10 protein-coding genes are annotated in these 16,239 nt (G+C 63.0%); 6 read left to right on the forward strand and 4 right to left on the reverse strand.

Translation table 11 applies throughout. From position 1 onward, the window contains the following. Positions 1-267: 267 nt before the first annotated feature. The gene (locus tag ACODTO_RS22370) at positions 268-636 is read left to right on the forward strand and encodes a DUF6124 family protein (RefSeq protein WP_489107057.1); all 369 of its coding nucleotides are present in this window, start codon (positions 268-270) and stop codon (positions 634-636) included. Positions 637-846: 210 nt separating this feature from the next. Here ACODTO_RS22370 and ACODTO_RS22375 read toward each other — a convergent pair whose 3' ends face one another. Together ACODTO_RS22375 and ACODTO_RS22380 are read right to left on the reverse strand one after the other, a co-directional pair. Then, positions 847-1,206: a PilZ domain-containing protein gene (locus ACODTO_RS22375; protein ID WP_175384667.1), complete on the reverse strand. Its 360-nt coding sequence runs from the start codon at positions 1,204-1,206 to the stop codon at positions 847-849. Positions 1,207-1,475: 269 nt separating this feature from the next. Further along, the gene (locus tag ACODTO_RS22380; RefSeq protein WP_024781023.1) at positions 1,476-1,850 is read right to left on the reverse strand and encodes a tetratricopeptide repeat protein; all 375 of its coding nucleotides are present in this window, start codon (positions 1,848-1,850) and stop codon (positions 1,476-1,478) included. A gap of 373 nt (positions 1,851-2,223) precedes the next feature. On the opposite strand from ACODTO_RS22380, the gene pyk reads away from it, so the two are divergent. Then, positions 2,224-3,675 (forward strand): pyruvate kinase, encoded by a 1,452-nt coding sequence (gene pyk, locus ACODTO_RS22385; RefSeq protein ID WP_175363021.1) that lies wholly within the window; start codon positions 2,224-2,226, stop codon positions 3,673-3,675. 305 nt (positions 3,676-3,980) lie between these two features. Here the strand turns inward: pyk and ACODTO_RS22390 are convergent, their stop codons facing one another. Beyond that, positions 3,981-4,928 carry an iron-sulfur-binding ferredoxin reductase gene (locus ACODTO_RS22390; RefSeq protein ID WP_489107058.1) on the reverse strand — a complete coding sequence of 316 codons (948 nt, stop codon included), beginning with the start codon at positions 4,926-4,928 and terminating at the stop codon, positions 3,981-3,983. Further along, a complete protein-coding gene (locus ACODTO_RS22395) occupies positions 4,921-6,027 on the reverse strand; it encodes a GGDEF domain-containing protein (protein WP_139645168.1) in 1,107 nt (368 codons plus the stop codon). Before ACODTO_RS22395 ends, ACODTO_RS22390 begins: the two co-directional genes overlap by 8 nt. A 543-nt stretch (positions 6,028-6,570) precedes the next feature. Here ACODTO_RS22395 and ACODTO_RS22400 point away from each other — a divergent pair. From ACODTO_RS22400 to ACODTO_RS22415, 4 genes are all read left to right on the forward strand, one after another. Beyond that, positions 6,571-8,094 (forward strand): fumarate hydratase, encoded by a 1,524-nt coding sequence (locus ACODTO_RS22400; protein WP_041020308.1) that lies wholly within the window; start codon positions 6,571-6,573, stop codon positions 8,092-8,094. 195 nt (positions 8,095-8,289) lie between these two features. Beyond that, a complete protein-coding gene (locus ACODTO_RS22405; RefSeq protein WP_489107059.1) occupies positions 8,290-12,741 on the forward strand; it encodes a SpvB/TcaC N-terminal domain-containing protein in 4,452 nt (1,483 codons plus the stop codon). Positions 12,742-12,863: 122 nt separating this feature from the next. Next, the gene (locus ACODTO_RS22410; protein WP_489107060.1) at positions 12,864-14,630 is read left to right on the forward strand and encodes a sensor histidine kinase; all 1,767 of its coding nucleotides are present in this window, start codon (positions 12,864-12,866) and stop codon (positions 14,628-14,630) included. Continuing rightward, the gene (locus ACODTO_RS22415; protein ID WP_489107061.1) at positions 14,623-15,957 is read left to right on the forward strand and encodes a sigma-54-dependent transcriptional regulator; all 1,335 of its coding nucleotides are present in this window, start codon (positions 14,623-14,625) and stop codon (positions 15,955-15,957) included. The genes ACODTO_RS22410 and ACODTO_RS22415 overlap by 8 nt, the downstream gene beginning before the upstream one ends. Positions 15,958-16,239 lie beyond the last annotated feature (282 nt).

Genomic DNA, 16,239 nt, shown 5'->3' on the forward strand with positions numbered 1-16,239 from the left:
CGCCGGCTTGTGTGCTTTGGCCTTGCCCCGTAACTTGATTCGCGTCGCTGATATCCAGCGGTCGGGTTTAGTCGCCCGGGAGGTATAACGAAGTGCATAAGCATCATCCAGTCGGGTTCCCTGTCCCCGTGCTTAATGGTGGCTGTGCGCAGGGCGCCCTCGGGCGCGCCGGTTCTTTCGTTATCCTCCCGGTCGACTAACCTGCGTTCAGCCGCCACCCTCGTTTAGTCGCGAGTCGGTGGTAGCCCATTTAATGGATAACGAAACATGATCAAACCAACACCCAATCCCCCGCACACCGACCCGCTGTCCCCCCACGAAACCCTCGACTCCGCCAGGCTCGACCAGGCCGCTCAAAGAGCCCTGGACTACTACCTCAAGCCCGACAACGGCCAACCCGACCCGAAAACCGCCAAGCACCTGGATTACTTCATCGTCGCCCCCGACGCCGATCCCGAAGGCATGCTCGCGCACACTTACGAAACCTTCTGCTCGGTGAGCACGCTGATTCTGGATTTATCGGAAGATCTGGAAGGTGCCCCGCGCAACCTGGCCCTGGCGATTCACCAGATGGGCGAGATGGGGGTGTTGTTGCTGGAGAGGCTGTTGGACGGCGAAGAGAAGATCCAGCGCTGAAGAGACCGTGAGGTCGCGACGCTCGAATGCCCTGTGAAGCACAGGGTTGATGCAGGACCTGTGGGAGCGAGCCTGCTCGCGAAGAGGGCGGCACATTCAATACCGATGTGACTCCCCAGCCGCCAGCGCGAGCAGGCTCGCTCCCACAAGGGATTGGGCTCCCTCTCCTGTCACTGGCTTGAAGTACATTTGTAAGAAGTCAGGTAAGCATCAAGCCGAAGCCGACAACGATTGGAAACTGAAATAATCCTGCAGCGCGCTAACCAGTTGTCCGTATTCCGGCGGCGCCCCATGGAGGCTGAAGCCAGCGTCGAAATGCTGTGGCGTCACGTCTTCATGGCACCACAGGCAGGTGGCCTTCAACTTGATATCCCTCTGCGGCCCTTCATCGGCGGGGATTTTCAGGTGCAGCTCAAAGTCTGCGCCGACCATCAACGGCAGCGTGCTGATCAGCATCAGACCATGTTCAGAAACGTTTCCCAGATAACCAATAAGCCTGTCGTTGACGCCGTTGAACACTTTCAAGAAGCACGGCAAATCCTGCCGATCAATTCGACGTTTTTTGTACATGTTTTGTATCGCTTTTCCCAGCCCTCAACGAGGACCTACCCAATGCTTCGGAACGAGCCCAAGCGAGCCCGCTCTCCCCGATCCCGGTGCCAGACGCGTGCAAGCGTCTTGAGCCTGTTCCTGCCGGTCACAGGTGTTGCCTCGACATTAGAGATCTTGCTCTAGCCACGAGTTGTACAAATATAGCTCAAGCTTGGACAGAAGCCAGTCCGCAACGATGCCGGCCATCCGCCGGGGAATATCCCTCGGCGGCTGTGCCGCGGTGGTGATCAGAATGCAGTCGGGCGGATCGCCGAGGCACTGCGGGTCGGGTAGTGTCCCAGGCTTTCGAGGGTCTCGAGCCGGGCACGGGCGCGGAAGGCGTATTCGCTGGTGGGGTATTGGGCGATGATGAACTGGTAGGTCTGCGCTGCGTCGACGAACAGCTTCTGCCGCTCCAGGCACTGGCCGCGCAGCATCGAGACTTCCGGCTGCATATAGCGGCGGGCACGGCTGGCGCGGTCGACCTGGGACAGTTCGAGCATTACCTGGTCGCAATTGCCGCGGTCATAGGCCTTGTAGGCCAGGTTCATGTGGTGGTTCATCGACCACCGGGTACAGCCCGTGATGCTCAGGGCCAGGGCAATAAAAAGCACGAATCGCATGGGAAGGTTCTCCTGTCTTGAGCGCTGTATCGGCCTACCCTTAGAAATCTTCAACTCTATATGACGCCGGGCTCGCTCTTGTGGCGAGGGGATTTATCCCCGCTGGACTGCGAAGCAGACCCAACACCGGCGACTCAATCCGCCTGAGACACCGAGTAACAGGGCTTTGGGGCCGCTTCGCAGCCCAGCGGGGATAAATCCCCTCGCCACAGATGAATTCTCATGGCCACAAGAGTGATCCAGGCCAAAGAGGCGTGAAAATCTTCGGGAATGTTCACTTCGAAAAAGAAACGAATAAGTAGTGCATATGAACAATGACTACACCCAAAGACCATAGTAGCCTTCGCTGGCGCTTGAACTTGAGGAGTCTTGCATGTCCGTCCGTCGCACCAAAATCGTCGCTACCCTTGGCCCGGCCAGTAATTCGCCGGAAGTTCTCGAACAGCTGATTCTGGCTGGCCTGGACGTTGCCCGCCTGAACTTTTCCCACGGTACTCCCGATGAGCACAAGGCTCGTGCGAAGCTGGTGCGCGACCTCGCCGCCAAGCACGGCCGCTTCGTTGCCCTGTTGGGTGACCTGCAAGGCCCCAAGATCCGGATCGCCAAATTCGCCAACAAGCGCATCGAGTTGAAGATCGGTGACACCTTCACCTTCTCCACCAGCCATCCGCTGACCGAAGGCAACCAGCAGGTGGTCGGCATCGACTACCCGGACCTGGTCAAGGACTGCGGCGTGGGCGACGAGCTGCTGCTCGATGATGGTCGCGTGGTGATGCGCGTCGACACCGCCACCGCCACCGAACTGGTCTGCACCGTGACCATTGGCGGTCCGCTGTCGGACCATAAAGGCATCAACCGTCGCGGCGGCGGCCTGACGGCACCGGCCCTGACTGAAAAAGACAAGGCCGACATCAAGCTGGCCGCGGAAATGGAAGTCGACTACCTGGCAGTGTCCTTCCCCCGTGACGCCGCCGACATGGAATACGCCCGTCAACTGCGCGACGAAGCCGGCGGCACCGCCTGGCTGGTGGCGAAGATCGAACGCGCCGAAGCCGTGGCCGACGACGAAACCCTTGACGGCCTGATCAAGGCCTCCGACGCCGTGATGGTGGCCCGTGGCGACCTCGGTGTGGAAATCGGCGACGCTGAGCTGGTGGGCATCCAGAAGAAGATCATCCTGCACGCACGCCGTCACAACAAGGCAGTGATCGTGGCGACCCAGATGATGGAGTCGATGATCCAGAACCCGATGCCAACCCGCGCCGAAGTGTCCGACGTAGCCAACGCCGTGCTCGACTACACGGACGCCGTGATGCTTTCGGCCGAAAGCGCCGCCGGCCAATACCCCCTCGAAGCGGTGCAGGCCATGGCCCGTATCTGCCTGGGCGCCGAGAAGCACCCGACCGGCAAGACCTCCAGCCACCGCATCGGCAAGACCTTCGAACGCTGTGACGAGAGCATCGCCCTGGCGACGATGTACACCGCCAACCACTTCCCGGGCGTGAAGGCGATCATCGCCCTGACCGAAAGTGGCTACACACCGCTGATCATGTCGCGCATCCGTTCTTCGGTGCCGATCTACGCGTTCTCCCCGCACCGCGAAACCCAGGCCCGTGCCGCCATGTTCCGTGGCGTCTACACCGTGCCGTTCGACCCGGCCGCCCTGCAACCGGGCGAAGTCAGCCAGGCGGCGGTGGACGAGTTGGTCAAGCGCGGCGTGGTGCAGACCGGTGACTGGGTCATCCTGACCAAGGGCGACAGCTACCACACCATCGGCGGCACCAACGGGATGAAAATCCTGCACGTCGGCGACCCAATGGTCTGAGTGCCCCCGCTGAAAGACAAAAGCCCTGCCATGTGAATGGCGGGGCTTTTTTGCTTTGCCTGGACGGACGCCATCGCGAGCAGGCTCGCTCCCACAGTGGATCAGCGATGTACGCAGCATTGGCATACCCCCCAAACCTGTGGGAGCCAGGCTTGCCCGCGAAGGCGGCGGTACATTCAACCTCTCAGTGACAGCTCTACCGCTTTCGCGAGCAAGCCCGCTCCCACAGTGGATCAGCGGTGTACGCAGCATTGGCATACACCACCAGACCCTGTGGGAGCGAGCCTGCTCGCGATGGCGGTGGCTCAGCCCCCGCCGCCCTCACGGGTAGGGAAGACATCCGCCAGCAACTGATTGCGCGGCAAGCCGGCCAGGTAGAGGCGTTTGGCGAAGGCTTCGACCCGCTCGGGGTGGCCGCAGGCCAGGGCCTGGGTGTGTCGGGAGGGCAGCCGCAGTTGCGCCAGCGCTGAAGGCGCCTCGACCGAGGTCAGCAGTTGGACGCTGAGTTGTGGGTACTTGGCGGCCAGCGCCGCCAGGGGTTTGCCCAGGTAATGCCCGCTGGCGTCATGGGCGACATGCACAAGATGAATCGGCCCTCGATGTTGCTGGCGCAGGGCTTCGCGCAGAATGCCGAACAACGGCCCCAGCCCGGTACCGGCGGCCAGCAGCCACAACGGTCTGTCGTGCCAGGCGGGATCATAATGCAGCGCACCGCCGCGCAATTCACCCAGGCGGATGGGGTCCCCCACGTTCAGGGATCGAGCCCGGTCGATAAATTGCCCGGGCTGGCGGCAATCGAGGTGAAACTCCAGGAAGCGGTCTTCCTCCGGCAGGCTCGCCAGGGAATAGGGTCGGGCGACGTCGCCGAGCCACAGCACCAGGTGTTGCCCGGCCTGGTAACGCAGCCTCCGTTCAGGGGCGACGCGCAAACGCAGCACGTCGGGCCCCAACCAGTCCGCCGCCACGACCTGGGCCGCCTGACCGTCGCGTTGCGGATCGAACGTGTGGACCCGCACATCCTCGACCACCTGGCATTGGCAGGCCAGCCGCCAGCCCTGGTCGCGCTGTGTCGGGCTCAAGGCATCGGGCCGAGCATCGCGCACATCGCCACCGATGCATTGCACCAGGCAGGCATGGCAACTGCCGGCGCGGCAACTGTAGGGCACCGGCACCCCGGACTGATTCAGCGCGTCCAGCAGGTTACTGCCGGGCGCGACGGTCCATTGCCGGCCGGCGACCGTCAGTTCAGGCATCGACATTCTCCCAGGCGGCGGCACACCGATTACGGCCGTCTCGCTTGGCACGGTACAAGGCCTGGTCGGCACGTTGCAATGCGTTGTCCAGGTCGTCGTCCATTTCCAGCAGTGTCATGCCCGCCGACAGGCTCAGAGGCCCCACCCGCAGACCAGTCAACTCGACGGCGGCAAACGCCAGGCGCAGCCGTTCGCAACAAGCGGTCAGGCGCGCGGGGTCGCAGGCGGGCAGGAGCATGACGAACTCTTCGCCGCCATAGCGCGCCAGCACGTCGCCTTCGCGCAGGCAGGCCGTGGCAACGCTGGCGAAGGCCTGGAGCACCTGGTCGCCGGCAGCATGGCCGTGCAGGTCGTTGATGCGCTTGAAATGGTCAAGATCGATCAAGGCCAAGCCATGGGCCATGTCCGGCTTGAGGGTATTGAGTTCACGGGATGCCAGGCGCAGGAAATGCCGGCGATTGAACAGGCCGGTCAGTTCATCGGTGGCCACCAGATCTTCGAGCTGGCGCATCATGCCGCGCAGGGTGTCCTGGTGTGCCTGCAAGGCAAATCGCCGCTGACGCATGCGCTGGCGCGACGTCTGGACATAGCGGGCGTACAGCACCAGCCACACCAGCACGATAAACAGCACGCACACCTGCAAGCCGGCCAACGTCGGGTCGGAAAGCCGGAAGAACCAGGCGTCCCAGAGGGTAAGGCCGGTGAAGCTGAAGAACACCAGCATCGCGCAACGCACAAAAGCCCGACGGGACAGGTGAAACAGTCCGAACAGCAGGATCAGTACGTAGAAGACCAGGAACAGGCCCCGGGCCTGGTCCAGGTGCCCCATCATCCAAGTCTGCCAACCCAGGCCGATCAGTACTTGCACTTCGGTGAGGCTGGGGTCGGCGAACCGCAGGTTGCGACCACTGAGGAACACTGCGAACAGCGCACCTTGGCACAGCACCACCAAGGCGCTGCCGATGATGACGCCGCGTAACGAGTCGAGGTAATGCCCACTGAAAAATGCCAGCCACAGCAACACCAGCGCCAGCGCGTAAGTCGCGGCCGCCAGGGCGAAGCGTTTGAGCAGGAGACGTTGAATGGCGTTATGGGTCAATCGTTGACTCACCATGGGAAAAGAAACTGACAGGAGGCGTCCTACGCTACAGGCCAGCCGCCACTTTAGTGGCGTGTAGGACAAATGACCATTCAATTCTGGAGCAGAAAAATGGCGTCAAAGCAATGGCCCATTTTGACGCAGTGTTCCTTGCTCGACGCACACCCACCTGTGCTGACGGATTTACCTGTTGCGAGGGGATTTATCCCCGCTGGGCTGCGAAGCAGACCTAAAAGCTGCCGCTGCGGTGTGTCAGGTTAATGTGTACCTATCATTTAGGGCCGCTTCGCGCCCCAGCGGGGATAAATCCCTTCGCCACAGATGAATCCCCTCGCCACAGATAAAATCCCCTCAGCACAGATAAATCCTACTGCCACAGGGGCGGCTTGCTCCCACAGGATGCCCGCCTGCGATATACTGCCGCGCCTTTTTAGCGTCGCGCCAGCATGCCCGGCGTGTCTTAAGAGGTGCCGCCCGTCGACCGATGCACCCAAACGAGCGGTACCTTATTGAATGTTCCCGTCTTAGAGAGGAGCGCGACTCATGACCGTGATCAAGCAAGACGACCTGATTCAGAGCGTTGCCGACGCCCTGCAGTTCATTTCCTACTACCACCCCGTGGACTTCATCCAGGCGATGCACGAAGCCTACCTGCGCGAAGAATCGCCAGCGGCCCGTGACTCCATGGCGCAGATCCTGATCAACTCGCGCATGTGCGCCACCGGCCATCGGCCGATCTGCCAGGACACCGGCATCGTGACCGTGTTCGTACGGGTGGGCATGGACGTGCGCTGGGACGGCGCGACCATGAGCCTGGACGACATGATCAACGAGGGCGTGCGTCGCGCCTACAACCTGCCGGAAAACGTCCTGCGCGCCTCCATCCTCGCCGACCCGGCGGGTGCGCGCAAAAACACCAAGGACAACACCCCCGCGGTCATCCACTACTCCATCGTCCCGGGCAACACCGTGGAAGTGGACGTGGCGGCCAAGGGCGGCGGCTCCGAGAACAAGTCGAAAATGGCCATGCTCAACCCGTCCGACTCCATCGTCGACTGGGTACTCAAGACCGTTCCGACCATGGGTGCCGGCTGGTGCCCACCGGGCATGCTCGGCATCGGCATCGGCGGCACCGCCGAGAAGGCCGCGGTCATGGCCAAGGAAGTGTTGATGGAATCCATCGACATCCACGAGCTGAAGGCCCGCGGTCCGCAGAACCGTATCGAAGAGATGCGCCTGGAGCTGTTCGAGAAGGTCAACCAACTGGGCATCGGTGCCCAGGGCCTGGGTGGCCTGACCACCGTGCTCGACGTGAAGATCATGGATTACCCGACCCACGCCGCCTCCCTGCCGGTGTGCATGATCCCCAACTGCGCCGCCACCCGTCACGCCCACTTCGTGCTGGACGGCACAGGCCCGGCAGAGCTGGAAGCGCCACCGCTGGATGCCTACCCGGAAATCGTCTGGGAAGCAGGCCCGTCGGCTCGTCGCGTAAACCTCGACACCCTGACCCCGGAAGAAGTGCAGAGCTGGAAGCCGGGCGAAACCGTGCTGCTCAACGGCAAAATGCTCACCGGTCGCGACGCGGCGCACAAGCGCATGGTCGAGATGCTGAACAAGGGTGAAACCCTGCCGGTGGACCTCAAGGGTCGCTTCATCTATTACGTGGGCCCGGTCGACCCGGTAGGCGACGAAGTGGTTGGCCCGGCCGGTCCGACCACCGCCACGCGGATGGACAAGTTCACCCGTCAGATCCTCGAACAGACTGGCCTGCTGGGCATGATCGGCAAATCCGAGCGTGGCCCGACCGCGATCGAAGCGATCAAGGACAACAAAGCCGTCTACCTGATGGCCGTTGGCGGCGCCGCGTACCTGGTGGCTCAAGCGATCCGCAAATCCAAGGTCCTGGCATTCGCCGAACTGGGCATGGAAGCGATCTACGAGTTCGAGGTCAAGGACATGCCGGTGACCGTTGCGGTCGACAGCCAGGGCGAGTCGGTGCACATCACCGGCCCGGCCATCTGGCAGAAAAAAATCAGTGACAGCCTGGCGGTAGAAGTGCAGTAACCCGCACCTTCGCACCGAAGAAAGGCCGGTGGGCGACAAGCTCACCGGCCTTTTTTGTTGCGTGCAGGAATGCCTACCACTTATCGGCCTGCTCGCGCACCTGTCGGATCTGACAGGTTACCCATCGTTCATCTCTTGGCATCCTCATGTTCAGCCGGGTATCCCCTGACATGGCCTAACAAGAAGATTCCCTCGATGGCAGAACAAACGCCCCTGCAAATTGTGACCCCCACCATCGCCAACAGCGCATCCATTGCCACGATGGGCAGCCGGATCGGCCCAGTCGGCACGCGAGGGGCGGCCTCTTTCGAATTGCCCCTGCCTCTTTCCAGCGCTCGCCACCTGACACCGGCGCTGGCACTGCACTACAACAGCCAGAGTGGCAACGGCACCTTCGGCATCGGCATGCAGTTGTCCCTCGCCAGCATCGCCCGCCGCACCAGCGAAGGCGTCCCGCACTACGGTGATGACGACGTGATGATCGATGCCGACGGGGTTGAGCGCTGGCCCGAGTTCAACGAAGGCATGCCAGTCATTCGCACATTGGCCGGGCCCGGTAGCCGGGCCTGTTCGGTGGTGCGCTATTACCCCAGGATCGAAAGTGCATTCGACGTTTATGAACTCTGGAGTCCCGACGATGGCCAGGCGCCGTTCTGGAGAGTCCAGGGCAGCAACGGCCATTTGTATTGCTACGGCAACAGCGAAGCGTCGCGCATCGCCGCCCCCGTTGCCGACACCGATCCCCAGAGCCCGGTCCGCATCGCCGAATGGTTGTTGCTCGAAGAACTCGGCCCGTCGGGCGAGCACATCTTTTATGAATACGAAGCCGATCCCGGCCCGTTCGACGGTCCCCATGACTATCGCGCCCAGCGCTACCTGCGACGTGTGTGTTATGGCAACGCCACGGCCAGCGATAGTTTCTATTGCTTCGAAGAGACCGACCCAGCCAGCAGGCACTGGCATTTCCATCTGCTGTTCGACTATGGCCAGCGCGCCCTCGATCTTGCGCGCAAACCGGCTTGGTACGTCCCCAAAGGGGTACCATGGCAATTGCGCAGCGACCCGATCCATGCCTACCGGTACGGTTTCGAAGTCGGCACGCGCCACCTCTGCCAACAGGTACTGATGTTCCACCACTTCCCCGCCGAAGCGGGCAGCGAACCTGCGCTGGTCGCGCGGATGGTGCTGGAATACAGCGCCACCGCACTGGGCTACAACCTGCTGACCGCCGCCCATTATCAGGACTGGGACGCCGAGGGCCGCGTCGATTACCGTCCCCCCGTCGAACTGCACTACAACGATTTCGAGCTCAACCTGGCACCCGAACCGTTCGTTGAGCTGCAGACGATGCCTGCCCTTGAAGATGGCAAGCGCTACCACTGCGTCGACCTGTACGGCGAGGGCGTTCCGGGGTTTCTGTGCCGCTATACCCATGGCTGGTATTACCGTGAACCGGAACGCGGCGAGAACGACGACACCATCGCCTATGGTCCGTGGTCGCGCCTTTCGAGCATGCCGGTGGCCACCGACAACCCGACGGTGTTGCAGGTGCTGACCGACCTGACGGGCAGGGGTCGCCTCAACTGGCTCATCGTCCAGCCCGGCATGAGCGGGTTCTACACCCTCAACCCGGACCGCAGTTGGTCCACCTTCACGGACTTCAAGCGCTTCCCGACAGAGTTACTGCACCCGTCCGCACAACTGGGCGACCTCAACGGTGACGGTTTGCGCTCCCTGGCCATGATCGGCCCCAAGAGCGTGCGGTTGTACGCCAACCGCCGCGAGGAAGGGTTTGCCCCCGGCGTGAATGTGCCCCATGAACCGGACAGCGCCCTGCCCTTGTTCAGTGACCTGCGCAATGAACTGGTGATGTTCGGCAACTTGCTGGGCAGCGACAGTACCGAGCTGTGCCGCATCCGCTGCAACGAGATCAAATGCTGGCCGAACCTGGGCCGTGGGCGTTTCGGCGAAGGCTTTGTCATGAGTGCCCTGCCCTTCAGCTACAGCCAGTTCGATGCCGATCGGGTCCGCATCGCCGACCTGGACGGGTCCGGGGCACCGGCACTGATCTACCTCAAGAGCGAGTGCTTCGAGATCTACCTCAACCGCGGCGGCAATGGTCTTGAACAAACGCCTGTGCAGGTGCCATGGCCCGAAGGCGTGCGGTACGACAATCTGTGCCAGGTCACCCTGGCCGACCTGCAAGGCCTGGGATGTGCCAGCCTGATCCTGAGCAAACCGCACGCGACGCCCGATATGAAGCCCGGACACTGGCGCTATGACTTTGTCGCGACCCGCCCTTATCTGCTCAACGCCATGAACAACAACATGGGTTGCAGCAGCACCCTGACCTATCGCAGCAGTGCGCAGTATTGGCTGGATGAAAAACAGCAACGCACGGCCAGCCGTGAACCACTGACCTGTTACCTGCCCCTGGCCCTGCCGCTGGTGGCGCGTCAACAACAACGGGACGAGATCACCGGTAATTGCCTGACCCAACGCTTCACTTACTTCGAAGGCGACTATGACAGCCACCATCGCGAGTTCCGAGGCTTCGGCCGGCTGTACCAGGTCGACAGCGAAGTGTCCGAAGGCGAGACGCCAACCGGTTTCACCGCGCCGGCACTGGTCAAGACCTGGTTCCACACCGGCCGCGCCGTCGACCAACCCCTCAAGGACTGCTTCGCTGGCGACACCGATGCAGTGCCGTTGGGCCCGACACTGCTGACCCGCTTTCATGAAAGCGACGAGGCCAACGAAATCATCAGTCCCGACCCGGACACCGCGCGGGAGATGGCCTACGCCCTGGGCGGTCGTGTGCTGCGCACCGAAACCCATCCCGCCGAACCGGCCGGCACGGCCGGGCCTTACACCGTGACTCAACAGCGCTATCTGTTGCGCCATCCTCATGTCCACCACAAGAGCCTGCTGGTGCTGGACCTGGAGGCGATCACCTATCAATACGACGGATTCATCGACGACCCGCAGATCCAGCATGGGCTCAACCTGAAGTGGAACCAGTTCGGCCAGCTTATCCACGGCTTCCTCGTCCACTACGCCCGGCGCCTCACCGCCCTCGACCCGCCGCCCTTCGAAGACGAGGTCGAGAATGGCTGGTGGCGTGACGCCCATGACGACCAGCAACAGGTGTTCCACATCGTCGAGAAACGCGCCGAGCACCTGCACCTGATCGATGACGACGGACTGCGCCAGCGGTTGAGCCTGCCGTGGCGCTCCAGGGCCAACGGGTTGCAACGTCCGAAAGGTGAACTGCCGCTGGGGCTCAACCCTCGGCAAGTCAGCTATGAAACCTTCATCGACCATCAGGACTCCCCGCAATGGGATGCCGCCCGGCATTTGATCGCGCTTCAGGAACAGAACTACCTGCTGGACGAGCACGATGACATTGCCTTCCAGGCCCTGCATGGCCCGCTGGAGATGGCCGAATTCGACAAGCATGCGCTGCAAGCCTACGACGAGTTGCCGCCGCCCTTCGACATCCGTGAGCAATTGGAAAGCATCGGCTTCGAGCCCATGAAGCTGTTCCTACCAGACGACCCGGATGAGGACGACCGCGAAAACCTCTGGTCCAGGAAAGTCGGGTTTGCGACCTATGCGCCCCTCGAGGGCTTTTTCCAGTTGACGACCCTGCAGGAGACCCAAAGCCACGGAGTGACTACCGTCGAGCACGATGCCTACCGCTTGATGACCACCGCCGTGACCCTGCCGGACGGCTGCACGACCCGGGTCGAGTACGATTACCACGCGTTGCTGCCGCGCAAGATCATCGATGCCAATGACAATATCCAGCAGGCACTCTATGGCCCGGGGGGCGCTCCGCTGGGCGTGACCTTTCATGGCACCGAGAACGGCGCTCCGGCAGGCTTCGACGATATCGCCACCTACCAACCGCCCGAAGACCTGACACCCGGCCATGCGATCGACCACCCGGAAGCCACCCTGGGCCGGATCGCCAGTGCCGTGCGCACCGACGCGCTCAGTTGGATGGGATCGCTCGATCTCACCCTGGTACTCCCCGCACAGCGCGACGCGTGGATCAGCGAGCGCTACCTGCTGCCCGACGGCCACATCCGCGCCTCGGCGCGCACGCGCTTGGCACAACTGAGCGAACGCAGCGCCGCCCAGGAACTCTTGCGGGTGCTGATACACGCCGCGCCCCGGGAGCCGGTCCACAGCGTCGTGCTGAACGCCGATCGTTACCCGGACGATCCGTTGCAACAGATCCGCATCACTATCAATGCCGTCGATGGATTCGGCCGTGCCCTGCAAAGCAAACAGCGGGTGGAACCCGGGCAAGCCTATGCGGTGGCCGAAGACGGTTCGCTGGTGTTGCAGGACGGGCAGCCGCTCCAGCATCTGGCCGAACAGCGCTGGCGCGTGAGCGAACGGGTCGAGTACGACAACAAAGGGCTGGTCACCCGGGTCTACCGGCCCTATTTCGCGGATGCCTGGCGCTACATCAACGACGCTTCGCTGCGCGTGCACGGTTATCACGACCAGCAGTTCTACGATCCGCCAGGACGCCTGGTCAAGGTCATCAACGCCAAGGGGCACGAAGCCTGGCATGTCTATCATCCCTGGTACCAGTGCGACTTCGATTACAACGATACGGATCCTGGGGACTGAAACAGGGTCATCGGCCGACTAAGACAGACACAAACAGCGCTCCGATAGCCCGGGACGAGGCGCATTACGACATGCGGGCGGCATGCTATGGTGCCAGTCCCGTCGCCCCTTGAAGCGCTCACATGCTCGCAATGCCCCGCCCCTTGCGCCTGTCCCTTGCCATTGTGCTGATCCTCGCCGGCGCCGTTGGCGCCGCTGCCCTGGCCATACGCCACGCCGAACGCCAGGCGCTGGAGGAAGACGCCAGCCGTGCGAACCAGCAACTGGCGCTGTACGCCAACTCCTTGCATACCCTGATCGACCGCTACCGCGCCCTGCCCGCCGTGCTGGCGCTGGACCCGGAGTTGCGCTCGGCCCTGATGGGACCGGTCAGTGCGGCACAACAGGACGCGTTGAATCGCAAGCTGGAGAAAATCAACGACACCGCGCAGTCCTCGACCCTGGAGTTGCTCGACCGCACCGGTCTGGCCGTGGCGGCCAGCAACTGGCGCCTGCCCAGCAGTTACGTCGGCCACAACTATGGCTTCCGCCCCTATTTCCTCCAGACCCGTACCCAGGGCACCGGACGCTTCTACGCGGTGGGCGTGACCAGCGGCATTCCGGGTTACTTCCTGTCCAGCGCAGTAACCGGCGACAACGGCGAGTTCCTCGGAGCGATGGTGGTGAAGCTCGAATTTCCGGAGCTTGAACGTGAATGGCGCCAGGGCAGCGACACCCTGTTGGTCAGCGACGCCCGGGGCATCGTGTTCATCGCCAACCGGCCGGGCTGGCGTTATCGCCATCTGCAGCCTCTGACCGACAGCGACCGTGCCGAGCTCAAGGCCACCCGCCAATACGACAAGCAACCCCTGCAACCGTTGAACTACGAAGGGTTGCGGCGTTTTGACGACAACAGTCGGCTGACCCGGGTCGATGCTCCCGACGGCACGGCGGACTACCTGTGGGAATCCCTGCCGCTGACGGCCGAGGGTTGGACGCTGCATTTGCTGCGTCGCCCGCAGATCGCTTTCGAAGACCGCCGCAACGCCGGGCTCGCTGCCGCCGGATCGTGGTTGGCGTTGGTCTTTCTGCTGCTGTTTCTCAACCAACGCTGGCGCCTGGCGAAGCTGCGTCAACGCAGCCGCGCCGAGCTCGAACGCCTGGTGGAAGAGCGGACCCAGGAGTTGCGTACCGCCCAGGAAGGGCTGGTGCAGTCGGCCAAACTGGCAGCGCTGGGGCAGATGTCAGCGGCCCTGGCCCATGAAATCAACCAACCGCTGACGGCCCAGCGCATGCAATTGGCGACCCTGCGCCTGCTGCTGGATCACGGCCGGGTCGACGATGCCTACAAGGCACTCAAACCGGTGGATGACATGCTGACCCGCATGGCCGCCCTCACCGGTCACCTGAAAACGTTTGCCCGCAAGAGCCCCAGCGGCCTGCGCGAACGCCTGGACCTGGCGGCAGTGGTGGATCAGGCCCTGCAACTGCTCGATACCCGCCTGCGGGACGAACAGGTCAGCACCGTGTTGCATCTGACCCGTCCGGCGTGGGTGCGTGGCGATGCGATCCGCCTCGAACAGGTGCTGATCAATCTGTTGCGCAACGCCCTCGACGCCATGGCCGACCAACCCTTGAAACGCCTGGAAGTGCGCCTGGAAGCCGATGAGCAACTGTGGCGCCTGACGGTCAGTGACAGCGGCACCGGGATTGCCGAGGAACACCTGGGCCAGGTCTTCGATCCGTTCTTTACCACCAAGGCGGTGGGTGATGGCCTGGGCCTGGGGCTGGCGGTATCGTTTGCCATCATCCATGAGTCCGGCGGGCGGCTGACGGCGGACAACCATGAAGGCGGCGCCGTATTCTGCGTGACGTTACCCATCGATCAGGAGGCCCGGTTACATGCTTGACTCTGTCATGGTCGTCGATGACGAAGGCAGTATCCGCAGCGCTGTCGAACAATGGCTGAGCCTGTCGGGTTTCCAGGTGCAGTTGTTCAGCCGCGCCGAGGAATGCCTCGCAACGCTGCCGGCGCATTTTCCGGGGGTGATCCTCAGCGACGTGCGCATGCCTGGGCTCAGCGGCCTGGATCTGCTGGCCGAAGTGCGCCGGCGCGACGCGGATCTGCCGGTGATCCTGCTGACCGGCCACGGCGACGTGCCGATGGCCGTGGAGGCCATGCGCGATGGGGCCTACGACTTCCTGGAGAAACCCTTCAGCCCCGACGCCTTGCTGGGCAGCTTGCGCCGTGCCCTGGACAAGCGCTCCCTGGTGCTGGAAAACCGCCGCCTGCATGAGCAGGCTGACGCCAGGGCCCGACTCGACGGAACCTTATTGGGGGTTTCCCGGGCGCTGCAAAACCTGCGACGCCAGGTGCTGGACCTGGCGACCCTGCCGGTCAATGTGTTGATCCGTGGCGAGACCGGCAGCGGCAAGGAGCTGGTTGCCCGCTGCTTGCACGACTTCGGCCCCCGGGCGGACAAACCGTTCGTGGCATTGAATTGCGCGGCCATCCCCGAATCGCTGTTCGAGGCGGAACTGTTCGGCCATGAAAGCGGGGCCTTCACCGGCGCCCAGGGCAAGCGCATCGGCAAGCTTGAGTACGCCCACGGCGGTACGCTGTTTCTCGATGAAATCGAGAGCATGCCCCTGGCCCAGCAGGTCAAGCTGCTGCGGGTCTTGCAGGAACAGAAACTCGAACGCCTGGGCTCCAACCAGAGCATCACCGTGGACCTGCGCATCATCGCCGCCACCAAACCCGACCTGCTGGACGAAGCCCGGGCCGGGCGCTTTCGCGAAGACCTGGCGTATCGCCTGAACATCGCCGAACTGCGCCTGCCGCCGTTGCGTGAACGGCGCGAGGACATCCCCTTGCTGTTCGAGCACTTCACCCACAACGCCGCCGAACGCCTGGGCCGCCCTGCCGCACCGCTGAGCGGCCCGCAATTGAGTCATCTGCTGAGCCACGACTGGCCGGGCAACGTGCGCGAACTGGCGAACGTCGCCGAGCGCCAGTTGCTGGGGCTGGATCATTCCCATGCGCTGGAGACGGACCCCGGCCAATCCCTCGCCGCCCAGCAGGAAGCCTTCGAAGCCCAATGCCTGCGTGCCGCCCTGATGCGGCACAAAGGCGATGTGAAAGCCGTGCTCGAAGAACTGCAACTGCCACGCCGCACCTTCAACGAAAAGATGCAGCGGCATGGGTTGAGTCGGGAGATGTTTTTGCAGGGCGGCTGAGTGCTGTGCTGGCAGTACAGGCCCCATCGCGAGCAGGCTCGCTCCCACAGGGGATTGGGGCCGACCGCAGCCTGAGCGCCCACTGAAGACCCAGTGTGGGAGCGAGCCTGCTCGCGATGGCGGCTTCGCATTCACCATCACTCAAACTGACCCACCGCTTTCGCGAGCAAGCCCGCTCCCACAAGAGATTGGGGCCGACCGCAGCCTGAGCGTCCACTGAAGATCCCGTGTGGGAGCGAGCCTGCTCGCGATGGCGGCTTCGCATTCACCATCACTCAAACT

This window comes from Pseudomonas sp. FG13 (assembly GCF_057809755.1).